Source organism: Bradyrhizobium sp. 1(2017) (assembly GCF_011602485.2).
In the GTDB taxonomy this organism is placed as follows: domain Bacteria; phylum Pseudomonadota; class Alphaproteobacteria; order Rhizobiales; family Xanthobacteraceae; genus Bradyrhizobium.
Genome location: NZ_CP050022.2, coordinates 987737 through 1010326 on the forward strand (window position 1 = coordinate 987737; position 22590 = coordinate 1010326).

A 22590-nucleotide genomic window follows, 5' to 3' on the forward strand; every position below is an offset into this window, starting at 1 on the left:
CGCGATTGACCCTCAGCGGACATCGTTTGATTTGGGTCAATGCGGCCGGCCCATAGGCTGCGCCTGTGGCGGTGCAATTGCCCGGAGTTGAGCCATGAAGCGAACTACCATTGCTTTGGCGCTTGCATTCGCTTTGCTGGGTGCATCGACCTTGCCACGAAGCGTCCAAGCCGCGGTTACTGAGGAAGAGGCACACGCAATCGCAGTTGATGCTTATCTCTATCTCTACCCACTGATCTCTATGGATGTGACCAGAAAGCAGTCCACAAACATTGAGCCGGGCAAGGAAATCGGTAAAGGCCCGATCAATATGTTCACAAACGCACCTGAATATCCTCCGGGAAATCTCAGGCTCGTGGTGCGCGTGAACTTCGACACGCTTTACTCGCTTGCGTGGCTCGACATGACCAAGGAAGCAATGGTCGTCTCTGCGCCAGATACCAATGGCCGATACTATCTTCTGCAGATGCTCGATATGTGGACAGACGTCTTGCTTCGCCGGGTTGGCGCACGACCGGCACGGAAGCAGCGAACTTCCTTGTCACGCCGCCTGACTGGAGTGGGACCGTTCCATCTGGCATGTCGCGGATCAGCGCACCGACGCCCTTCGTATGGATCATCGGCCGGACAAAGACCGACGGCCCGCCCGACTACGGGGCGGTACACAGAATACAAGCGGGCTACAAAGTCACCCCGCTCTCGCAATGGGGCAAGCCTCCGCAGCCGGTGACGGTGACGATCGACCCGAGCGTTGACATGAAAACGCCGCCGAAAATGCAAGTCGATACGATGCCAGCCGACAAGTTCTTCGCTTATGCCGCCGAGCTATTGAAGGTCAATCCGCCGCACATCACCGACGAGCCAATGATGGCGGAATTGAAGAAGGTTGGGTTCGGGCCGGGAAAGAGCTTCTCGTTGGAGCAGGCTTCTCCCGCTATTCGTAGCGCTTTCTCGAAAGCGCCTGAGGCAGCGCAGAAATTGATGGCATGGAAGGTGCCGACCATTGCCCCTGTCGTGAATGGCTGGTCCATGAACGTTGACACGATGGGAGTATATGGCAACTATTATCTGAAGCGGGCAATTGTCGCCCAATTGGGTCTGGGCTCGAACCTCCCGAAGGACGCGATATATCCGATGAATTTGGGCGACGAGAGCGGCAGACCGCTGGACGGCGCAAACAAATACACGCTGCACTTTGACAAAGACAACGCGCCTCCGGTGAATGCCTTCTGGTCGGTCACGCTCTACGACAGCGAAGGTTTCCAGGTGCCAAATTCCCTCAATCGGTTTGCTCTAAGTAGCTGGATGCCGTTGAAGCGGAATGCGGACGGATCACTCGACCTTTACTTTCAGAACGAAAGCCCCGGTGCAAACAACGAAGCCAACTGGCTTCCGGCGCCCAAAACATCATTCAACCTGCTCATGCGCATGTACGCGCCAAAGTCCGAGGCGCTCATCGGAAAGTGGAAGCCCCCGGCGGTTATTCGATCACAGTCGCTGCCCAGTTTGGTCGCACAATAGGTCATGTGCACGTTTCTAGTCACGATCCATAGCCATCCCCACGAAAATTGCAGTCTTAGGACCGCTCGTGGCCCCCTTAGCGGACAAATCGCGGCATTTGCGCCACGGCCGCTTTTGACCCTGGCTGTGTGAAAACGCCGGGGTGCTGATATGATTCTCCCGTGATTCTGTGGGGGAATCGATGAGGCGCTAGGACGCCTACCGCTGTCCAGCTGGGGAGCGGCTGCGATATCGCTACACAAGCGAAGAAGACGGCAAGATGCTGCGGCGCTACTGGACCACGGCCTGTCAAAATTGTTCGCTCAAATCGCAGTGCACGACGGGGCCAGAGCGGCGAATTACACGATGGGATCACGAGCAGCTGCTCGAGGCCGTGCAGCAGCGGCTTGATGCAAACCCAGAAGCCATGCGCCAGCGTCGGGAGACGGTCGAACATCCATTCGGCACGATGAAGGCCCGCATGGGGGCGACGCACTGCCTCACCAAAACGCTTCCCAAAGTGGCCGCCGAGATGGCGCTCTCGGTTCTGGCCTACAATCTGACCCGGGTCATGAACATTGTCGGCATCAAGCCACTGATCACTGCGATCGAGGCCTGAGACAGGCCCGGTTCCTAGCTCCCCGACCGACGCCCTTTGCGGCCGTTTTTACACGGCCAAGACCCAAAGCGGTTGTTTTGATTTAAATCAACACGAGCCGACTGGCATGTCCTTTCTTGCTTGCCTGATGAGGCAGTCAGAGCACAAGAGATTCAACCTCACGCCTGCGGTTCGTCGCGCGATGATCGCGACCAATGACCAGAAAGTGTTTCGCACTTATGGGCCGAACGGCAGCGCCTGGAAGTGCGAGCGCAATGGCGTCTCGCCGCGCATGCTCTGGAAACTGCTCGCGCACGAACTGATAGAGGACGAGCCGCAGACGGCCGTCACGACAGATACACCCGCAACCATCCGCATGCGCCTGAGTAGGGTTGGGTTGGACATGTTAAAAGCGAGCCTGGACGGGAAAGCATGAGGCGATTGCTCATGCGCGCAAAAAAAAAGCCCCGGCGAGCCGGGGCTTTGGTTTGCAAAACATGGGGGCGATCAGTACCTCGCTGCGACGGGCGCCCCGTATCCGCCGAAGCGGTAATTCAACCGAAGCGTGATCATGTCCACATCCTGGCTGACACCGCCGCCGGTGAGGGCGAATCCTCCGGGCGTGACCACGCCTGCGAACCCGAAATTGTCACGCCCCATCCAGAGATGGTCGTACTCGATACCGAACGACCAGTTGGGGGTGAAGCCGTATTCCCAGCCAACACCGAGGGCGCCGCCCCAGCGCGTGTGGCCTGCCGAGGCAAGGCCCACTCCAGTGAGGTTGTCGAATACATCGAAGCGATTGCGCGTCACGGCGGCACCGCCCTTCACGTAGAACAGGGAGGCGTTCCAGGCCCATCCGAGTTGCGCCGTGAACAGCCCGATGCCATCGATCTTGCCCGTGGTCGAGACGAACGGATCGAACAGGCTGACGCGGGTGTTCTTGATGTCGGCCCAATCCCCCTGCGCTTCCAAGCCGAGCACAAACTGATTCATTTGCCAGCGGTACCCGATCTGTCCGCCCACGAGGCCTCCGGAGCGATCGGCGCAACCAGCCGCCAACGCCCCTGCGGGCGTTACAAAATCAACGCAGCCATGGCTCTGGCCCCAGCCTCCGTTGGCACCAATGTAGAAGCCGGTCCAGTTGTAAACTGTCGCAACCGGCATCGGCGGCGGCACGGCTTTGGCGGGCATGTCGGCCGCCGAAGCCGGAGCCATCATGCTCAGCGTCGCAAAGCCGATTGCAGCAATTGAAAGCTTTCTCATCCTTGGATCCCCTCGCTTAAACATTCTTCTTAGAAGCAAGTCCTCATGCAGGCGGGTGCATAAGTGCCGCGAACATCCTGAAGGTTACGAGCAAGAGGGCCGTCGGCCCGTGCCAAAATGGCAACACTCAAAAGCCATCGCTCTGCACGGTACCGTGCTTATTCCCCGTTCGACATTCCCTGAGCCGCGGCGCCGGACGGCTCCTCGGCGAGCCAAGGCGCAATGCCGGATGCTGGAATAAGCCGCCGGGGAAGATGAGGGTTTATCGTGCCTGCGAAGACAGCGAGGCCTTCGTCCAGCTTTGCGCGAGCGAAGGTCTTGGCTTCTGCTTCCGTCGCAAAGGTCCTCGTTTCTCGAGGGCTGCGCTGCTTCGGCAGCGTACCGGATTTGCGGATCTCGAAGGTGACGTACCAAGTCGGCGTCATACAGGCACCAATCGATTGCCCCCGCTCAGTCTTCAATGTGGCACGGTGTCAGGTCGCGGTTGATCTAAATCAATATTCGCACGTGGCGGCTTCAGCCGATCGTCGCTTTGCAGACGCGAAAGGCCATCATGGAAGCGAAGACGCGGGCCGTGTTGACGACGCCGCGACGTCTCACGCGTAGGCCACCCAGCCGCGGAAGGTGAAGCCGGTGTAGAACAGGGTCGGCTCGGAGAAGCCGGCCTCGCGCAGGATCGCTTCGTCCTGCGCAGGCGTGAGGATTTCCAGATGGTTGGTGACGGCGTTGCGCGCGGCTGTCGCCTGCTCGGGCTCGACGCCGGAAGCTGTCAGGAACGCGGAATACCGCGACAGCCATAGCGGGCGTTCCTCATCGCCGTTGGGCGCGCTCAAATGGGCGGCCACGAAGGCCGCGCCCGGCTTCAGCCGGCGGCGGATTTCCGCGGCGATGCGGCGGCGCTCCGCGACATCGACGAAATGCAGGGTCAGCAGGCAGCTGGCGCCGTCGAACGGTCCGTCCGGCGTATCGTCGACGTAGCCCTGATGAAGATGCGCGCGCGGAGCGAGCGAGCCCAGGGTCTGCCTTGCGAGACCCAGCATCGCCGCGGACGGGTCCACGCCGTCGAAGCTCCAGCCGGGCTGCGCCTGCGCAAACGTCTTCAGCTCCAGGCCGCCGCCGGCGCCGAGAACGAGAATCCGTGCATCGTCACGCGCACGCTCGGCCAGCAGGATCGCCGCCATCGACAGCATGGCATTGTAGCCGGGCACGAAGCGCGGCGGCCCTTCGGTGTATCTCGCCACGGCCTGCGGATCGGAGAACATGTCTTGAATGTTGGTCATGGCGTCGTCCTTGCTGGAAATGCCGGTCACGCACCATGGGCGCGCAGGCCCTGATGCTTCCGGGACCCGAGGCGCTTGCGAAAATCCTCGCTCAGCATCGCCAGCGTCACCTTGCCGAGGCGCGACAGCAGCAGCGCCTCCGCATCATGAAAGGCCTGGTCGAGCGCGGCGTTGACGGCCTGCTCGACGAGGCAGCCGGGTGCCTCGGTCCGGTTGCCCATCGCCAGCAATGCCGGGCTGCCGAGCGCGGTGTAGACGTCGCGCAGCGTCACCTTCGAGAGGTCACACGCCAGCCGCCAGCCGCCGCCATGCCCCTTCTCGGAGCGGACATATCCGAGCTCCCGCAGGCCGGCCATGATGCGCCGGATCACCACCGGGTTGGTGTCCATCGCCTTCGCCAGGGTCTCGGACGTGAACGGGCCGGGCTGTTGCGCCATGTGCAGCAGCACGTGGAGCACGCCGGACAAACGGGAATCGCGTCTCATGTAACTTCATATGTTGCATATCTCGGCCTGAGTCAACGGCTGACCGTGCCCGCGTCAGAAAACACGGCGGGGCCTCAGCGCAGGGCGAGACGTGGTGAGATTGTCGGGATGGGCGGCGGTGCCAGAAAAGCGCCAAGTGGACGCAACGCATCTGCGCCCGATGATGCCATCATGCGCCTGTGTTGCCCGACGGTGCAACGGCTTTCTGCCCGACGGGTCAACGTCGGCGCGATCCGCCTAAGTCATTGATCCCACGAGTGCCGGCTACTGTGCATGGGGTTGTTTTCGCACTTTTTACTTAGGTTATTTAGGTCGGTCCAAAGCACCGAGCTCGCCATGCCGATTTGTCGCGGTGACGGCGCCGCACGCGAGGACAACAATCGGCCAGGCACTGCCCGACTTTTCGTCATTGGCCTCGCGCGGCGCTCGTTTTCATCCATCCATTTTATCGGAGGCGCATCATGCAGGTTTACAACGTGGTCAAGTTCAGGGTGAAGGCGGGAGAGGAAGCCGCCTTCCTCGACGCGCACCGGAACGGCAAGGCCAAATGGCCGGGGCTGGAGCACGGCGTCATCATCAGGACCGGCGAGCAGACCTTCTGCCTGATCGGCACCTGGTCCAGCCAGGATGCGCTGGTCGCGGCACGGTCGGCGATGATCAAGACTCTCGACAGTTTCAGGTCGGTGCTCGAGGATCAGGGCAACGGGCGCGGCGTGACGGATGCCGTGTCGGGGGAGGTCGTGCTCGCGCTTTAGGGAACGCCGCGGCGCGTTCACTTCATGATACGCACGCCCTTGGTCGTGAACCGCTGCGTCCTGCCGCCGGGCCGCACCGGGCGCTTTGTGCCGGCGGCCTTGCCGGTGCCGGGCGGCTGGTGTGCGGGAACGAGCTGGTGCGGCTGCGAGCCGATCAGGTCGCGGCGGCCCATCTCGATCAAGGCCTCGCGCAGCACCGGCCAATTGTCGGGGTCGTGATAGCGCAAAAACGCCTTGTGCAGGCGGCGCTGGCGCAGGCCCTTGATCGCCTCGACCTTGTCGCTGCCGCCGTGCCGTACGCCGCGCAGGGGATTGACGCCGGTATGGTACATCGCGGTCGCGGTCGCCATCGGCGAGGGCAGGAAGGTCTGCACCTGATCGGCGCGGTAACGGTTCTTCTTGAGCCAGAGCGCGAGGTTCATCATGTCCTCGTCGGTTGTGCCCGGATGCGCCGCGATGAAATAGGGGATCAGATAATATTTCTTGCCGGCCCGCTCGGCCGCTTCATCGAACATCCGCTTGAACTTGTTGTAGGCGCCGATGCCCGGCTTCATCATCTTGTCGAGGGGGCCGCGCTCGGTATGTTCGGGAGCGATCTTCAGATATCCGCCGACGTGATGGGTGACGAGCTCCTTGATGTATTCGGGGCTCTCCACCGCGAGGTCGTAGCGCACGCCGGAGGCGACCATCACCTTCTTGATGCCCTTGGTCTCGCGCACCTTGCGATAGAGCCGGATCAAATCGTCATGCGAGGTGTTGAGGTTCGGGCAGATCTCGGGGAACACGCAGGACGGCCGACGGCACGCCGCCTCGACCTTGGGATCCTTGCACGCCATCCGGTACATGTTGGCGGTGGGGCCGCCGATGTCGGAGATCACGCCGGTGAAGCCCGGCGTCTTGTCGCGGATCTTCTCGATCTCGCGCAGAATAGAACCCTCGGAGCGGTTCTGGATGATGCGGCCCTCGTGCTCGGTGATCGAGCAGAAGGTGCAGCCGCCGAAACAGCCGCGCATGATCGTCACCGAGAACTTGATCATGTCCCAGGCGGGGATTTTGGCCTCGCCATAGGACGGATGCGGCGCGCGTGCGTAGGGCAGGTCGTAGACCGCGTCCATCTCGTCGCTGGTCAGCGGGATTGGCGGCGGGTTGAGCCAGAGATCGCGATCGCCATGACGCTGCACCAGCGGCCGCGCGTTGCCGGGATTGCTCTCCCGGTGCAGCACGCGTGACGCGCGGGCATAGGCCTCGCGGTCCTGCTCGACCTGCTCCAGCGCCGGCAGGCGGATCACGGTCGCGCCTTTCTGGCGTGTGGCGCCCTCGTCGGCGGAATCGAGATCGTCGGCGTGCAGCTCGGTGTAGTCCTCAGGGACTCGGCGGAACAGCGCGACGCCCCTGATGTCGTCGAGTTCGCGCGGCGCTTCACCCGCCGCGAGCCGCTGCGCCACCTCGACGACGGCGCGCTCGGCATTGCCGTAGAGCAGCAGGTCCGCCTTGGCGTCGGCCAGCACCGAGCGGCGCACCTTGTCGGACCAGTAGTCGTAATGAGCGATCCGGCGCAGCGAGGCCTCGATGCCGCCGAGCACGATCGGCACGTCCTTGAACGCCTCGCGGCAGCGCTGGGCGTAGACGATGGTGCAGCGGTCCGGCCGCTTACCGCCTTCGCCGCCAGCCGTGTAGGCGTCGTCATGGCGCAGACGGCGGTCCGCGGTGTAGCGGTTCACCATGGAATCCATGTTGCCGCCGGTGACGCCGAAGAACACGCGCGGCTTGCCCAATGCCTTGAACGGCTCGGCCGAATGCCAGTCTGGCTGCGCGATGATGCCGACGCGAAAGCCTTGCGCCTCCAGCAGCCGGCCGATGATGGCCATGCCGAAGCTGGGATGATCGACATAGGCGTCCCCGGTCACCAGCACGATGTCGCAGGCGTCCCAGCCGAGCGCGTCCATCTCGGCGCGGCTCATGGGGAGGAACGGCGCCGGCTTGCGCGGGCGGGCCTGGGCCATCAGGGGCTTTTCGGCGGCGATGATCTGGGTGTCCATGGCGCCAAGGGATAGGACTCCGGCCGCCCGAATTCAACCGACGGACGCGTGAAAGATTGAGGTTCCGCGCGCGCGATTCCAGGCTCGCGCTTCCGTTAACCCTGCGCAAGCGCCTGCCGGACCTCGGCCGTCGTGGCCGGCTCGCCGCCATGCTCGCGCACCCTGCGCACGGCGTCCTCGACCAGCCCGAGATTGGTTGCCGTCGAGCCCAGCAGGGCATCCTCGAGCCCGACGCGGATATGTCCGCCGCGGGCGACAGCATCGGGTATCAAAGTCGTGATATCGACGCCGAGGCCGGAAACCATCCAGGGCGCGCCATGCGTTTCCTCCTCCGCCAGCGTCGCGAGCGCCGCGAGGCCATAGGGCTTTGGCGGAAAGCAGAACGCGAATTGCTGCGAGAACATGAAGCGGTAGATCGGCGTCTTCGCACCGCTCGCGCGCGCGAGCGCCGCGCCGGCGCGGATGAACCCCGGCTCGTAGATCGCGAAGGCGGGATGGATGCGGTGGCGCGCGGCGACGGCAAGCCCGTGCCGGATATGAGTCTCCGGGTTGAGATAGGTCTCGGCCGGCTTGGCCTCTGCCGTGGTGGAGGTCAGGGTGAAGTTGACGCTGCCGGGATCGACCACCGCGAATTCGAGCAGGCCGCGTTCGGCCAGCGCCTCGATATGGGCGAAGCGCGCCTTGGGGTCGGCAACATTGCCGCGTGCATCGAGGCCCGGGATCGAGGGATAAACGGGAACGTCGATCTTGGCACGAATACCTTCGATGATGCGGGCATAGACCTGCCAGTCGAAGGTCTGCGGTCCGCCGCCGTCATAGGCATGGGTGTGAACGATCGCAGCGCCGGCACGGGCGCAGGCAATTCCCTCGGCGATGATCGCGTCGACCGTGTCGGGGATGCCTGGCTGAAGTGCGCGGCTCCAGGGTCCGTTCAGTGCCGCCTCGATCCAGACCTTGTGCATGGCGCGTCTCCTCCGCTCGAACGAACCGGTGCTTGCTTTGCAGCACCGTACCACGCCAGCCGTGCGCGGTCAGCGGCGCCGGTGTGTGTGATGCCGTCCACATACCGGCGGGCTCCATCGCGTCATGCTCTCATTGTTTCGAGGGAGAGGTCGATGTTCATGGTCGACACAGTGCTGATCCTGACGATGTTGCTCTTCCTGTTCCTGCCGATCAGCGATCGCAGGACGGTGCGGATGCGGTACTGCATGCTGTGCGCGTTGCTGGCGGGATTGTCGGTCTCGGTCACCCGCGCCCATGTCGGGCCGGTGCAGGTTGCAGGTTTCGTTTCGACCCGTTGAGCGCTGCAATCGTCGCATGCGGCGATCCGGGTTCTCACCGCAGCGGCCATGGAGTATTCGGTCACTCCATGGGCAAGGGAACATCGGACAGCGGCGGCGGCGCGGTCGCGGGCACTGCACTATCCGCAGGCGCCTGGCTCGGCGCGATTGCGCTGATCGGCTTCATTCTGGTGGCGACCGCGCAGGCCTCCAATCAGATTCTCGCGCGCGGGCTTGCGGGCTCGGTCCCGTCCTTCGCGCTCGCCTTCTTCCGTTGGAGCATTGTCGCCATCGGGCTCGCGCCGATCGCGCTCAAGGAGATCCGCGAAGGCCGCGTGTCGCTCGGCAAAAGCATCTGGCCGATCCTTGCCGCCGGCTTCATGGGCATGTTTCTGTGCGGCGGTCCGGTCTATGCCGCGGGCGTGTCGACGACGGCGATCCACATCGCGCTGATCATGGCGCTCTCGCCGATCACGGTGCTGATGATCTCTGCGGCGCTCAAAATCGAGCATGTCGGCCCGCTGCAATGGTTCGGTACGGCACTCGCGCTATCGGGCGCGCTCCTTATCATTTCCGGTGGCCATCCGGCGGCGTTGTTCGACCTGGAGACGGCGTCGGGCGACGGCCTGGTCGTGATCGCGATGCTGGGCTGGTCCGGCTATACGCTGCTGCAATCGCGCGCCGCACCGAAGGCGTCGCTGCTTGCACGCATCAGCCTGTTCTCGGCCGCCGGCGCCTTGTTCTCGCTGCCGCTCGCGGCCTGGGAAATGTGGACCATGCCCGCCCAAATCTTCAGCACCAAGGCGCTATCGGCCTATGTCTTCGCCGGGATCGTTCCTGGCCTGCTTGCGTATGCCGGCTTTGCCTGGCTCGGTGCCAAGTTCGGTTCGGTGCGGACCTCGCTCGTCCTCTACCTCGGACCGGTTGCAAGCGCCCTGTTGTCTTTCGCGATCCTCGGCGAGCCGCCGAAGCCGATCCATCTCGTCGGTGGGCTGCTGATCCTCGGCGGCGTCTGGGCCAGCTTGCGCCGATAGTTCCATCTAAATGCATCGTGTTTCAGATGTAGGAACCATCCGCGGCTGCGAACATTCTGATCAAGGGCCCCGTGCGGGCCCGGTTGCGCGCGCCTCCTTCGTTTCGGCGTTCGCGACGTCGCCTCTGGCGATGGGGGACCTGTGAGTACAGTCATTGAGAACTTGCTGATGCGGAAGCAGAAGCTCGTGGAACAGCTCGAGAGGGCGCCGTCGGTCGCAGACCGCGACAAGATCGAGCACCAGCTCGAACAGATCAACACCGCGCTGGATTTCCTCGACAGGCCGGGATCGAAGGACGCGTAGCAGGCGCCTTCAATCCGCGTCCAGCGTTTCCACCTTCAAGGCCTTGGCATAGACCACGCCCGAATTGGTGATGTGCGTCGTCATCGCCGCTTCGAAGGACGCGTGCTCGCCGCGCGCGAACAGATCGAGCAGCTTGCGATGCTCGTCGAAGGACGTGCGGGTGCGCACGTCGATCGGCGAGGTCAGATTGGTGCGCAGCGCGGCGACGCGGCTCGATGCGAGCTGGTAGGATTCGGCGAGATAGCGGTTGCCGCAATGGGCGAACAGTGCCTCGTGGAAGGCGGCATCGGCGCGGCCATAGGCGATGTTGTCCTTTGCCGCGACCGCCGGCTCCATCGCCGCGATCGCCGCGCTCATCGTCGCAACGGTGCCGTCGCGATCATGGCGAAAGGCGAACTGGGCAGCCTGGGGTTCGAGCGCGATCCGGAAGGTGCAGAGCGCCGTGATGTCCTCCGCACTCGGCGTAAAGACAAAACTGCCGACCTGCGGCCGGACCACCACCAGCCCCTGTGCCTGCAACAGGCCCATCGCCTCGCGCACCGGCGTGCGGCTGACGCCGAAGGAACTGGCCACCATCTCCTCGGAGATGGCGGCGCCGAGCGCGAACTCGCCGTCGATGATGGCCTGGCGCAGCCGCTGCATCACCCGCTGCGACAGCGATTTCGGCGTATCGAGCTTCAGCGACCTCATGGACCCTCCGGTCAGATCACCTTGCCGGGATTGAGCAGATGATCGGGATCGAGGGCGGCCTTCAGCGTCCGCATCAGCGCGATCTCGGGCTCGCTGCGGGCGTGTCCCAGCCATTTCTTCTTCAGCGTGCCGATGCCGTGCTCGGCGGAGACGCTGCCGCCGAGCTCGCGCACCAGACCATAGATGATCGCGTCCATCTCCTCCTTGGGCTGCTGCTCGACGGGAAGGCCGCTGACCCAGGAGACCAGATGCAGATTGCCGTCGCCGATATGGCCGTAATAGACGCTCTCGCAGCCTTTGATGCCGTCCGCGAGCGCTGACTTGCAGCGCGTGGCGAACTCGTCCATCCGCTTGACCGCAAGGCCGATGTCGTAGGAGATGTGCGGGCCCAGCACCTGGCCGAATTCGGCGCAGATGTCGCGCACGCGCCAGAACGCCTGCGTCTGCGCCAGCGACTGCGCCACCGCGGCGTCCGCCAGCAGCCCGCGCTCCATCAGCTCTTCGAGCCAGGTCTGGAAGCGCGGTGCGTCGATGCTTTCGTCGGTGCCCTGCGCCTCGACCAGCACGTAAAGGCCGTGGCTTGCAGCGACCGGCGGCCTCACGCCGGCGCGATTCGTGATGACGTCCCAATAGTCCGGCCACATCACCTCGAACGCCGACAGCAGCGGGCCGAGGCCGCTGCGCGCGGCGCCGAGCAGCGCGATCACCGCGGCGTAATCCTTCAGCGCGCATAGCGCGGCCATGGTCGAGCGCGGTTTCGGGAACAGCCGCAGCACCACGCGGGTGATGATGCCGAGCGTGCCTTCGGAGCCGATGAAGAGATGCTTCAGGTCGTAGCCGGCATTGTTCTTCATCAGCTTGTTGAGGCTGGTGATGATGGTGCCGTCAGGCAGCACGACCTCGAGACCGAGCACCAGCTCGCGGGTCATGCCGTAGCGGATCACGCGGTTGCCGCCGGCGTTGGTCGAGAGATTGCCGCCGATCGCGCAGGAGCCGCGCGAGCCGAGATCGAGCGGGAAGAAGAAGCCGGCCTCGTCCGCGGCCTTCTGGATCGTCTCCAGCGGCGTGCCGGCCTTCACCGTCATCGTCGCCGAGGCGGGATCGATCTCCTCGATCCCGGTCATGCGCTCCAGCGAGATCGCGACCCAGCCCGCTTCGGGCGAGGCGCCGCGGCACAGCCCGGTCAAGCCGCCCTGTGGCACGTACGGCAGCCGCGCCTGCCGGCAGGCCGCGATGGCATCGGCGACGCCTTGCGCATCGAGCGGACGGATCACCGCCAGCGGCGTCTGCGGCAGGCTCGCGCTCCAGTCGTTGCAATTGCGTGCGGGCACGTCGCTGCCGGTCAGCACCGCAGCCGCGCCGAGCCTGTCGCGCAGTACGCCGAGCACTTGGTCGGCACGCCCAATGGGGGTCGCCATGTCCATGCGAGACCTCCTCTAAAATCGGCTGCGCCTCATGCGCGCCATGCGGGTGGAAAGGATTTGCATCAGTCTTGTATGTAAGGTACAACACAAAAAGTAAAGCAAAAACAAGGCTTGAAGGGTCCTTTGGGATCTGGCCAGTTCGAGGTTGCAGCAAAGGGGCGGCGGGAATGACCGAGGCAATTCGCGGGTTCTGGGTGGCATCGGCGACGCCGCTGGCAACGGACGGCAGCGTCGACGCCGCCAAGCTCGCAGCGCATGCCGGGCAACTCTTCGGCAAGGGCGTCGATGGTGTCGTGTTGTTCGGCACCACCGGCGAGGGCACCTCGTTCAATGTCGCCGAGCGCGTTGCGACCATCGAAGCCGTTCTCAAGGCCGGCGTTCCCGCAGAACGCATCGGCATCGGCGGCGGTTTCCCTGCCATCAGCGACAGCATCGCACTCTCGCGCGCCGTGCTCGGCCTCGGCCTGCGCCACGTACTGCTGCTGCCGCCCTACTTCGACCGCAGCGTCACGCTCGACGGCATCGAGGACGCCTTTGCCGCGATCATCGATGGCGTTGCCGACGACCGCCTGCGCGCCTCGCTCTATCACATCCCACAGGTCTCGGGCGTTGCGATCCCGACCAGCGTGGCCGCTAACCTGCGCAAGCGCTACGGCAAGGTCGTCGCGGGCCTCAAGGACTCCAGCGGCGACTTCAAGCAGTTTCAGGCGTTCCGCGCGGCTGCGCCTGAGCTTGCCATCACCGTGGGCAACGAGGCCGATATCGCCCGTGCGGTCGCCGCCGGCGGCGCCGGCACCATCTGCGGCATGGCCAATGTCGTGCCCGAGCTGGTCAAGGGCATGCTCGACGGCAGGGATGTCGAGGTGCGCATGCAGGCCGCGGTCGACGTCGTGCTGAAGACGCCATCGTTCCTCGCGACGCTGAAGGCGATCCTGGCGGTACAGACCGGCGATGCCGGCTGGCTGCGCGTGCGTCCGCCGCTCCGTGCGTTGTCCGACGGCGCCGCGTTCAAGCGGAAGCTCGACGAGTTGATGGCGCCCGCGATCACGTGAGGTCGCGCGCGGGTTTGCGACCTGCAGCGGCCAATTCACGTGGCGTGCGCCGTATTCGCGCCATCGCAATTGCAGATTGCGGCGCGTCCTTGTCCTTAGAATGATTCAATACTAGAGCGATTCAAGTCCGGTTACGGTTCTCTTCATCCGACGCGACTGTTAGACGCGCCGGCTTCAATGCTGCGTCTGACCTGGAAGTGAATCGTGCGTGTTCATCTGGATGGCCATTGCGTCGTTGGCCGTCGACCTACGAGACCAGGTACGAGCAATTCCCGGTGATCTATCAATTCAACGTCAAAAATCTGTTCGACAAGGTCTATTATCCTTTGGCCGTCAACAATCTGAACGTCGCCGTCGGCGATGCGCGGCGCGTGTCGCTGTCGGCAACGGTGAAGTTTTAGCGATGAGCATGGCGCGCTGAGATGCCGGTTTGATGAGACCACCGACCGGAAAGACCGGCGTCGATGCGTGAGGGCGGACGTGCGATCAAGGCTGCCCTGCTCCAGGTCCACTCCATCGCGGGCCTCGTGCTTGCGCTGCTGTTCGCCCTGATCGCGCTGACCGGCGCGATCATGAGCTTCGAGGACGAGATCTTCGACCATCTCAACGCCGGCATCATGCACGTCGCGCCGCAGGCCGCGCCGGCGCTGATGCCCGACGAGCTGGTCGCGCGGCTCAAGGCGGCGCAGGACGTCGGTAAAGTCTCCGCCGTCATGCTGTCGAGCGATCCGTCGGCGGCCGTGCGGGTCCGCTTCGGCCGCGACGAACAGGGCGCAAGGCCGACGTCGCTCTATGTCGATCCCTATGACGCGCGCGTGCTGGGCTCGCCGCGCGGCGAGGAGTTCTTCGCGACCGTGCGCAGACTGCATCGCTGGCTGCTGATCCCCGGCGACGCCAAGGGGTGGGGGCGTCAGATCACCGGCGTCGCTGCGCTCGGCCTGATCGTGATGCTGGTCTCCGGCCTCGTGCTGCGCTGGCCGCGCCGCGCCGGCAGCGTGAAGACGTGGCTGAAGCCAAATCTCTCGCTCGGCGGCCGCGCGCTGCATCGCTCGCTGCATGCCATCATCGGCACATGGGTCTTGCCGATCTATCTGGTGATGACGCTCACCGGGCTCTGGTACTCGTTCGACTGGTACAAGGATGGTGTCGTCTGGCTGCTGTCGCGGCCCGAGGTCGCGGCCACGAAGATGCAGCCCAAGATGCCAACAAAGTCGCCGCGCGCGGCCGGACGCTCCGAACCGGTTCAGCCGATCGGTTTCGACCAGGCGTGGACGACGTTCCAGCGCGAGGAGGGCGGCCACTTCGCGAAAGCCTTGCTGACGCTGCCGGCGGGTCCCGGCACGGTGATCCGGATCCGGTCGTGGGGGAAGGAGACGACGCTCGACACTACGCGCGACGAATTCCGCGTCGATGCACTCTCGGGGCAAGTGGTTTCCGCGGAGCGCTACGCCGACAAGACTCTTGGCGAGAGGATCATCGCAAATGTGCTCGACATCCACCGCGGCGCCCTCCTGGGCTGGCCCGGCAAGCTCGCCTTCATGATCGCGGCGGCCCTGATGCCGTTGTTCTCGGTCACCGGCATCCTGCTCTATCTGTCGCGCCGCAGGCTGCGGCGCCCGGCGCGGCCGCCGCTCGGGCGGCTCGTTCCGGGCGAGTGAGCGGCCGCGAGGCTAGCCAAGCGCGCGACAATCGTTCAAAAGCCCATGGCCTGCTCCTCTCAAGGTCCGCGCCATGAAGCTTTCTTCCGTCACTCCCGCCGAGATCCGCCGCGCGCTGCTGTTGCGCGAGGAGGTCGCGCTGCTCGATCTCAGATACGAGGCGGCGTTCGCGACCGGACATCCGCTGTTCGCTGCCAACCTGGCTGCCGACCGGATCGCGGCCGAAGCCGAGGTCAGGCTGCCGCGCAAGGACGTGCCGATCGTGCTCTACGATGATGGCGAAGGCCTCGTCGCGGTCGGTGCGGAGCGGCTTGCCGCGCTGGGCTACACCAATGTCCGTGCCCTTGAAGGCGGGCTGAAGGCCTGGCGCGCGGCGGGCTATCAAATGTTCGAGGACGTCAACTCCTACTCAAAGGCCTTCGGCGAACTGGTCGAGTCACGCCGGCACACGCCCTCGTTCAGTGCCGACGAAGTGGCAAAGCTGATCGCGGACAAGGCTGACATCGCCATCCTCGACGTCCGCCGGTTCGACGAATATGCGACCATGAACATTCCGGGTTCGGTCAGCGTGCCCGGTGCGGAACTGGTGCTGCGGACCGGGCAGGCTGCGCCCGATCCTGAAACCACCATCATCATCAATTGCGCCGGGCGCACGCGCTCGATCATCGGCACCCAGTCGCTGATCAATGCCGGCGTGCCGAACAAGGTGCGCGCGCTGCGCAACGGCACCATCGGCTGGACGCTGGCGCGGCACACGCTCGACCACGGCGCTGATCGGCGCGGCGCGATCGGCCCGTTCGAGGGCGGCCCGGCCAATGCCCGCGACGTCGCCTATCGCGCCGGTGTCCGTCGTATCGGCGCGAGCGAGATGACCGCGCTGCTCGCGCAGAACGATCGCACGCTCTATCGCTTCGACGTGCGTGACGCCGAAGAATATGCCGCCGGCCATCTGCCGGGCTTTCGTCATTATCCCGGCGGCCAGCTCGTCCAGGAAACCGACATGGCGGCGCCGGTGCGCGGGGCGCGGATTCTGCTGACCGACGACAAGGGCGTGCGTGCCGACATGACCGCATCATGGCTCGCCCAGATGGGCTGGGAGGTCTATGTGCTGGAAGGCGGCTATGACGGCGCGCTCGAGATCGGCCCGCCGCGCACGCTGCCCAAGCCTGACCCGGCGCACCGCTACCGCCGCCCCTATGAAGGCACCGACGTCGCCGAAGCTGCGATGCAGGCATATCTCGATTGGGAGTATGGCCTGGTGGAGCAGCTCCGGCTCGACGGCACGCACGGGTTTTATGTGATCTGAGGTCACCCCTCCCTCCGTCGTCCTGGACAAGCGAGCGGAGCCAGCGCTGATCCAGGACCCATGAACACCACTTTCCGTTGTCGAGGGAGATCGTGGCTCCAGATTCGTCCGACAGCAGGCGATGGGGGTAATGGGTCCTGGCTTTCGCCAGGACGACATCGAAGCTGGGCCAAAGACGCCGCCCCGCTTACCTAGCGCCCCGCCATCTTCTCCCCGTATCCAGGCCCTATTGTGCCGCGCACCGTCCGCGGTCTATGAGCTGCGGCAAAGTTTGCTTTTTACGGAGATATCATGCCAGCCCCAGGCCAAAGCCCCGAGCGGAATGCGAAGGCGCTGCTGCTCGAAGGCGTCAATGATAGCGCTGTCGACCTGTTCAAGAGCGCGGGCTTCACCAATCTCGAGCGGCTGACCAAGGCGCTGGACGGCGAGGATCTGCGGCGGGCGCTCAAGGGCGTGTCGCTGCTCGGCATCCGCTCGCGCACCCAGATCACCGATGATGTGCTTGCGGCGGCCGATGGGCTGCTCGCGGTTGGTTGCTTCAGCGTCGGCACCAATCAGGTCGATCTTCTGGCGGCGCGCAAGCGTGGCATCCCCGTGTTCAACGCGCCGTTCTCCAACACGCGCAGCGTTGCCGAACTCGTGATCGGCGAGATCGTGATGCTGCTGCGGCGGATCTTTCCGCGCTCGGTGTCGGCGCATGATGGCGGCTGGGACAAGTCCGCGACCGGCAGCCGCGAAGTCCGCGGTCGCACGCTCGGCATCGTCGGCTACGGCAATATCGGCTCGCAGCTTTCGACGCTCGCCGAAGCCATGGGCATGCGCGTGATCTATTTCGACCGCACCGACAAGCTTCGCCACGGCAACACCGAGCCGGTCGAGCGGCTTGAGGAGCTGCTGGCGCAGAGCGACGTCGTCAGCCTGCACGTGCCGGAGACGCTGGAAACCGCCGGCATGATCGGCGAGAAGGAGCTGAGCGCGATGAAGCCGGGCTCGTTCCTGATCAACAACAGCCGCGGCACCGTGGTCGATCTCGATGCGCTCGCGCGCGCTTTACGCGACGGCCATCTCGCCGGTGCCGCCGTCGACGTGTTTCCGGTCGAGCCGTCCTCGAATGCGGATCGCTTCAATAGCCCGGTGCAGGGCCTCGAGAACGTCATTCTCACGCCGCATATCGGCGGCTCGACCGAGGAGGCGCAGGAGCGCATCGGCGGCGAGGTGGCGCGCAAGCTGGTCGATTATTTCATCACGGGATCGACCATGGGCGCGGTGAACTTCCCGGAGGTGCAGCTGCATCTGCGTCCCTCCGGCGCGCGCTTCAGCCATGTCCATCGCAACGTGCCGGGCATGCTGCGGCGCCTGAACGAGGTCTTCCTCCAGCGCGATATCAACATCGCCGCGCAATATCTGGAGACCGCCGGCGACCTCGGTTACGTCGTGCTCGACGCCGACCTCGCGGGCCAGGACTCAGCGGCGCTGCTCGAGCAGATCCGCAGCCTCGAAGGCACCGTCGGCGCACGGCTGGTATTCGAGCATTAGACGGCGGGACGTCACGTTCCGGTTGCATTGGTCGTCCAGGGCTCTCTACACTGCTGTCATCCTCGGCGTGATATGATTACGTCGAATTTGAGCTTCAGTTGCGGGAGTGCCGATGGAACGGGACGCCGTGCTGATCGATCTCGCACTTCAGGGCGGCGGCTCGCACGGCGCCTTCAGCTGGGGCGTGATTGATCGTCTGCTCGAAGAGAAGTGGCTCACGATCGACGCGATCTCCGGAACCTCGGCCGGCGCGATGAATGCGGCCGTGCTGGCGGATGGCTGGACCGCCGGCGGCGCCGAAGGCGCGCGCGACGCGCTCGAGCAATATTGGCGCCGCGTCTCCCGGGCGGCAGCGTTCAGCCCGATGCAGCGTTCGCCCCTCGACCGGCTGATGGGGCGCTGGACGCTCGACACCTCGCCCGCCTACGTCTTCACCGACCTGATGTCGCGCCTGCTCTCGCCTTACGATCTCAACCCGACCGGCTACAACCCACTGCGCGGGGTGCTGGCGGAGAGCATCGATTTCGAGCGACTTGCGAGCTCGTCGATCAAGCTTTTCATCACCGCGACGCGGGTTCGAACCGGGCGCGGCCGCATCTTCCGCAACGCGGAGATCACGGCCGACGTCCTGCTGGCGTCGGCTTGCCTGCCGACCATGTTCCGCGCGATCGAGATCGACGGCGAGCCCTATTGGGACGGCGGCTTTGCCGGCAACCCCACCATCACGCCGCTGGTCCGCGAGAGCGACGCCTACGACACCATTCTGGTGCAGATCAACCCGACGGAGCGGCCGGAGGCGCCGCGGACGGCGGCGGAGATCCTCAACCGCCTCAACGAGATTTCCTTCAACTCACCGCTGATGAAGGAGCTGCGCATGATCGCGCTGCTGCGTCAGGCCGCCGATCCCGGCAGCGGCGAGGGCGCGCGCTGGGCGAAGATGCGGACGCACCGGATCAAGAGCGACATGCTGGCGAAGTTCGGCGCGTCCTCAAAGCTCAACGCGGAGTGGGAGTTCGTCTCGATGCTCCGCGCTGAGGGCCGGCTGGCCGCGCAGGCGTTCCTCGACGAGCACGGCGCCGATGTCGGCCGGCGCTCGACCGCGGATCTCGATGTCCTGTTGGCGGAGTGCTGAGGCATGGGGCTTCTCGGCCTTCTGGTGGGGCTCGGCCTGCTGGTGGCATTTGCCTTTCGCGGCTGGAGCGTCCTGCTGCTGGCGCCGTTCGCCGCGCTGGTCGCTGCACTGTTCGGCGGCGAGCCGCTGCTGGCCAATCTCACTCAGGTTTTCATGGTCAGCGCGGCGGGATTCCTGGCGCAGTTCTTCCTGATCTTCCTGCTCGGCGCCGTCTTCGGCAAGCTGATGGACGACAGCGGCGCCGTCACGGCCGCTGCCGCCTTCATGGCGGACCGTCTCGGCGAGCGTCGCGTGATGCTTGCGGTGGTGCTGGCCGGCGCGATGGTCACCTATGGTGGCGTCAGCCTGTTCGTCGCGTTCTTCGTGATCGTACCGATGGCCCGGTCGTTGTTTCGGGCCGCCGCGATTCCGCGCCGGTTGATCCCGGCCGCAATCGTGCTGGGCACGTCGACCTTCACCATGTCGGCCTTGCCGGGCACGCCGTCGATCCAGAATGCGATTCCGATGCCATTCTTCGGTACGACGCCGTTTGCCGCGCCGGGCCTTGGCATCGTCGCCTCGCTCGTGATGCTCGCGACCGGAATGTGGTGGCTGCGTCGCGCCGAAGCGTCCGCCCGCCGCGCCGGGGAAGGCTATGGCCAGGATACGGAGGACGCGACCGCGCGCGCTGCCGCTGACGAGTTCGTGCGGGAACGCGCGACGACGGCGCGCGAGTTCGACCCGGCAGAGCTGCAGCGCGGCCATCGCAGCAGCGCGCCATCGCCCGTCGTGAGCGCCATCGTGCCGCTGATCGTCGTCGTTGTCGTCAATCTCGCGATGTCGCTGGTGGTGCTGCCGAGGCTCGATGTCGCCTATCTCGCCGAGGCGCGCTTCGGCGGCACGTCGCTCGCCGCGGTCGCAGGCGTGTGGTCGGTTGCGGTTGCGCTGGCTGCCGCGATTGTCGCGACGATCGTGCTGAACTGGTCGCGGCTGCCGGCGCTGCGGCAGACCATGGATGCGGGCGCCAATGCATCGGTGCTGCCGGCGCTGAGCGTCGCCAGCCTGGTCGGGTTCGGCGCGGTCGTCGCCTCGCTGCCGGCCTTCACCGTGGTGCGCGATTGGGTGCTCGCGATCGAAGGCGGTCCGCTGGTCTCGCTCGCGGTCGCAACCAACATCCTGGCGGCGCTGACCGGCTCCGCCTCGGGGGGCCTGACCATCGCACTCGACGCGCTTGGCCAGACCTATGTCGATCTTGCCGGGCGAACCGGCATCGACCTCGGCTTGATGCATCGCGTGGCGGTGATTGGCTCCGGCACGCTGGATATCCTGCCGCACAACGGCGCCGTCGTCAGCCTGCTCGCGATCTGCGGCCTGACCCATCGCGACAGCTATTTCGACATCGTGATGGTGGGGATCGTGTCGTCGCTGCTGGCGCTGGTCGTGGTGATCGCGCTGGGCAGCGCGCTCGGATCGTTCTGATCGGAATGGCGGCCGGAGCAATTGACGGGAAGGCCCAGGTTGCATTGAATGCGGGACACCTGTCGGACGCAACAAGATAGAGAAAGCCGGGTGGAAACGATGACGCGAAATAGAGCGATGCTGCATGCGCTGCTCGTGGGGATGGCGGCCGTGCTGGGCGCCAATGCCGCCTATGCGGCGACGCTTGCGGCGGATGCGGACAACGTCTGCAAGGGTCTCATTGGCGGCGCTGACGCCGTGAAGATCGATTCCGCGGCATTGCAGGCGCCGTCGCAGATTGCGGTCGCCGAGCGCGGGCCGACGCCGTCAGGGCGCGTCACGCCGGCCAATCCTGCCTTCTGCAAGGTGCTCGGACACATCGAGCCCACCGATACAAAGGCGCCCCCGATCAAATTCCAGGTCAACCTTCCCGTCGAGTGGAACGGCCGCTCGCTGCAATATGGCGGCGGCGGTTTCAACGGCGTGCTGATCACCGGCCTTGCGCTGCCGCCGGCCTATCCGTTCGACAAGCCGTCGCCGCTGGCGCGCGGCTTCGTCACCTATGGCACCGATTCCGGGCACGAGACCAAGCAGGGCGAGCCGCCGCAATTGTTCGCGCTCAACGACGAGGCGTTCGAGAACTTCGCCCATCGCGCCTACAAGAAGGTGCGCGATGCCGCCGTTGCGCTGATGGAGCGCGCCTACGGCAAGAAGCCGGAAAAGATGTACTTCATGGGCTCGTCCGAGGGGGGCCGCGAGGGCCTCACCATGGCGCAGCGCTATCCAGACGATTTCGACGGCATCTTCGCCCGCGTGCCCGTGATCAACTGGGTCGGCTTGCAGCATGCCGGCACGCGCTCGGGCCTCGCGACCATGGGCGAGGGCTGGATCAATCCGGCGCAGGTCAAGCTCGTGGGCGACGCGGTGCGCGCGGCCTGCGACAAGGCCGATGGCTCCGATGACGCGCTGGTGCAGGATCCCGTTTCCTGCAAGGCCGCGTTCAAGATTGAGACGCTGCGCTGCGAGGCCGGCAAGACGGGTGACCAGTGCCTCACCGAGGCCCAGATCAAGGCCGTCAACACGCTGCACGGGACCTACAAATTCCCGTTCGCGCTCGCCAACGGCCTCGACGATTATCCGGGCTGGGGCATCTCGGGCGAGGACACGCCTTCCATCGGGCCGACCGGCGGCTGGGTTGCATGGTGGCTCGGCACCGCGCCACCCGCGCAGCCGCCTGCGCCCAACAACGGCATCGCCTGGATTTACGGCGCCGGCGGCATTCAATATGTGTTCGCGCGCGATCCCAAGCTCGATGTCACCACCTACAAGGTCGAGGAGCACAAGGCGCGGCTTCTCGAGGTCTCCAGGCTGATGGATTCGACCGATCCCGATCTCAGCCGCTTCCGCGCCCGCGGCGGCCGGCTGATCATGCTCGAGCACATGGCCGATTACGCGCAAAGCCCCTATGCCGGCATCCGCTACTTCGAGAGCGTCGAGCGCAAGCTCGGCAAGGCCGAGACCGCCGAGTTCGCGCGGCTATATACCGCGCCCGGCGTCGACCATGTCGGGTCCGGCGCGCCGGCCAATGTCGACATGCTCAGCGTGCTGGTCGATTGGGTCGAGAAGGGCAAGGCGCCCGGCGATCTCGAAGTCGCCGAGCAGAAGGTCGAGGCCCCATCCTTCGCGACGCTGCGCGCGCTGCCGCTGTGCCGCTGGCCTTCCTGGCCGCACTACAAGAGCGGTCCGGTGACGGAGGCCTCGAGCTTTACTTGCGCGCCGTAAGCCACTGATAATCCCTACAGCGTCATGGCCGGG

General features: G+C 65.1%; 21 protein-coding genes and 2 pseudogenes. 15 read left to right on the forward strand and 8 right to left on the reverse strand.

What is annotated here, in order from left to right; all coding sequences use genetic code 11:
* The first annotated feature begins 94 nt into the window (after nucleotides 1-94).
* The 3 genes and pseudogenes from HAP40_RS04590 (at nucleotide 95) to HAP40_RS04600 (ending at nucleotide 2534) form a co-directional block, all read left to right on the forward strand.
* Nucleotides 95-1521: pseudogene (locus HAP40_RS04590) on the forward strand (DUF1254 domain-containing protein).
* Nucleotides 1522-1714: 193 nt separating this feature from the next.
* Nucleotides 1715-2119: pseudogene (locus HAP40_RS04595) on the forward strand (transposase); the annotation flags it as partial.
* A 106-nt stretch (nucleotides 2120-2225) separates the two neighbouring features.
* Complete coding sequence (locus HAP40_RS04600) at nucleotides 2226-2534, forward strand: hypothetical protein (RefSeq protein ID WP_166818904.1); 309 nt, start codon at nucleotides 2226-2228, stop codon at nucleotides 2532-2534.
* Between the two features lie 71 nt (nucleotides 2535-2605).
* On the opposite strand, the gene HAP40_RS04605 is transcribed toward HAP40_RS04600, so the two are convergent.
* From HAP40_RS04605 to HAP40_RS04620, 4 genes are all read right to left on the reverse strand, one after another.
* Nucleotides 2606-3364 carry an outer membrane protein gene (locus HAP40_RS04605; protein ID WP_166819622.1) on the reverse strand — a complete coding sequence of 253 codons (759 nt, stop codon included), beginning with the start codon at nucleotides 3362-3364 and terminating at the stop codon, nucleotides 2606-2608.
* A gap of 158 nt (nucleotides 3365-3522) precedes the next feature.
* Nucleotides 3523-3789 (reverse strand): hypothetical protein, encoded by a 267-nt coding sequence (locus tag HAP40_RS04610; protein ID WP_166818903.1) that lies wholly within the window; start codon nucleotides 3787-3789, stop codon nucleotides 3523-3525.
* A 171-nt stretch (nucleotides 3790-3960) separates the two neighbouring features.
* Complete coding sequence (locus tag HAP40_RS04615; protein ID WP_166818902.1) at nucleotides 3961-4644, reverse strand: class I SAM-dependent methyltransferase; 684 nt, start codon at nucleotides 4642-4644, stop codon at nucleotides 3961-3963.
* Between the two features lie 26 nt (nucleotides 4645-4670).
* The gene (locus HAP40_RS04620) at nucleotides 4671-5129 is read right to left on the reverse strand and encodes an Rrf2 family transcriptional regulator (protein ID WP_166818901.1); all 459 of its coding nucleotides are present in this window, start codon (nucleotides 5127-5129) and stop codon (nucleotides 4671-4673) included.
* A gap of 461 nt (nucleotides 5130-5590) precedes the next feature.
* Here HAP40_RS04620 and HAP40_RS04625 point away from each other — a divergent pair, with 461 nt between their 5' ends.
* A complete protein-coding gene (locus tag HAP40_RS04625) occupies nucleotides 5591-5884 on the forward strand; it encodes a DUF718 domain-containing protein (protein WP_166818900.1) in 294 nt (97 codons plus the stop codon).
* 17 nt (nucleotides 5885-5901) lie between these two features.
* Here the strand turns inward: HAP40_RS04625 and HAP40_RS04630 are convergent, their stop codons facing one another.
* Together HAP40_RS04630 and HAP40_RS04635 are read right to left on the reverse strand one after the other, a co-directional pair.
* A complete protein-coding gene (locus HAP40_RS04630; RefSeq protein WP_166818899.1) occupies nucleotides 5902-7923 on the reverse strand; it encodes a YgiQ family radical SAM protein in 2022 nt (673 codons plus the stop codon).
* Between the two features lie 95 nt (nucleotides 7924-8018).
* Nucleotides 8019-8885, reverse strand: a complete 867-nt coding sequence (locus tag HAP40_RS04635) for a 3-keto-5-aminohexanoate cleavage protein (RefSeq protein WP_166818898.1) — start codon at nucleotides 8883-8885, stop codon at nucleotides 8019-8021.
* Between the two features lie 153 nt (nucleotides 8886-9038).
* Here HAP40_RS04635 and HAP40_RS04640 point away from each other — a divergent pair, with 153 nt between their 5' ends.
* The 3 genes from HAP40_RS04640 to HAP40_RS04650 all read left to right on the forward strand — a co-directional run bounded on the left by HAP40_RS04640 (nucleotide 9039) and on the right by HAP40_RS04650 (nucleotide 10540).
* Nucleotides 9039-9224, forward strand: a complete 186-nt coding sequence (locus HAP40_RS04640; protein WP_166818897.1) for a hypothetical protein — start codon at nucleotides 9039-9041, stop codon at nucleotides 9222-9224.
* Nucleotides 9225-9292: 68 nt separating this feature from the next.
* Entirely contained in the window at nucleotides 9293-10237 is a 945-nt protein-coding gene (locus HAP40_RS04645) for a DMT family transporter (RefSeq protein ID WP_166818896.1), read from the forward strand.
* Nucleotides 10238-10405: 168 nt separating this feature from the next.
* A complete protein-coding gene (locus tag HAP40_RS04650) occupies nucleotides 10406-10540 on the forward strand; it encodes a hypothetical protein (protein WP_256380447.1) in 135 nt (44 codons plus the stop codon).
* 9 nt (nucleotides 10541-10549) lie between these two features.
* Here the strand turns inward: HAP40_RS04650 and HAP40_RS04655 are convergent, their stop codons facing one another.
* Both HAP40_RS04655 and HAP40_RS04660 read right to left on the reverse strand, forming a co-directional pair.
* A complete protein-coding gene (locus tag HAP40_RS04655; protein ID WP_166818895.1) occupies nucleotides 10550-11230 on the reverse strand; it encodes a GntR family transcriptional regulator in 681 nt (226 codons plus the stop codon).
* 11 nt (nucleotides 11231-11241) lie between these two features.
* The gene (locus HAP40_RS04660; protein ID WP_166818894.1) at nucleotides 11242-12654 is read right to left on the reverse strand and encodes an FAD-binding oxidoreductase; all 1413 of its coding nucleotides are present in this window, start codon (nucleotides 12652-12654) and stop codon (nucleotides 11242-11244) included.
* Nucleotides 12655-12821: 167 nt separating this feature from the next.
* Between HAP40_RS04660 and HAP40_RS04665 the strand changes: the two genes are divergently transcribed.
* The 8 genes from HAP40_RS04665 (at nucleotide 12822) to HAP40_RS04700 (ending at nucleotide 22557) form a co-directional block, all read left to right on the forward strand.
* Nucleotides 12822-13706, forward strand: coding sequence for a dihydrodipicolinate synthase family protein (locus HAP40_RS04665; RefSeq protein ID WP_166818893.1), 885 nt, complete (start codon nucleotides 12822-12824; stop codon nucleotides 13704-13706).
* 227 nt (nucleotides 13707-13933) lie between these two features.
* Nucleotides 13934-14107 (forward strand): hypothetical protein, encoded by a 174-nt coding sequence (locus HAP40_RS04670; RefSeq protein WP_166810905.1) that lies wholly within the window; start codon nucleotides 13934-13936, stop codon nucleotides 14105-14107.
* A gap of 63 nt (nucleotides 14108-14170) precedes the next feature.
* Nucleotides 14171-15364: a PepSY-associated TM helix domain-containing protein gene (locus tag HAP40_RS04675; RefSeq protein WP_166818892.1), complete on the forward strand. Its 1194-nt coding sequence runs from the start codon at nucleotides 14171-14173 to the stop codon at nucleotides 15362-15364.
* Nucleotides 15365-15437: 73 nt separating this feature from the next.
* The gene (locus tag HAP40_RS04680; protein ID WP_166818891.1) at nucleotides 15438-16670 is read left to right on the forward strand and encodes a rhodanese-like domain-containing protein; all 1233 of its coding nucleotides are present in this window, start codon (nucleotides 15438-15440) and stop codon (nucleotides 16668-16670) included.
* A gap of 291 nt (nucleotides 16671-16961) precedes the next feature.
* Nucleotides 16962-18206, forward strand: coding sequence for a phosphoglycerate dehydrogenase (gene serA, locus HAP40_RS04685; protein ID WP_166818890.1), 1245 nt, complete (start codon nucleotides 16962-16964; stop codon nucleotides 18204-18206).
* Nucleotides 18207-18318: 112 nt separating this feature from the next.
* Nucleotides 18319-19338, forward strand: coding sequence for a patatin-like phospholipase family protein (locus HAP40_RS04690; RefSeq protein ID WP_166818889.1), 1020 nt, complete (start codon nucleotides 18319-18321; stop codon nucleotides 19336-19338).
* Nucleotides 19339-19341: 3 nt separating this feature from the next.
* Nucleotides 19342-20796, forward strand: a complete 1455-nt coding sequence (locus HAP40_RS04695; RefSeq protein WP_166818888.1) for a GntP family permease — start codon at nucleotides 19342-19344, stop codon at nucleotides 20794-20796.
* A gap of 99 nt (nucleotides 20797-20895) precedes the next feature.
* Nucleotides 20896-22557 (forward strand): tannase/feruloyl esterase family alpha/beta hydrolase, encoded by a 1662-nt coding sequence (locus HAP40_RS04700; RefSeq protein WP_166818887.1) that lies wholly within the window; start codon nucleotides 20896-20898, stop codon nucleotides 22555-22557.
* Nucleotides 22558-22590: the final 33 nt, after the last annotated feature.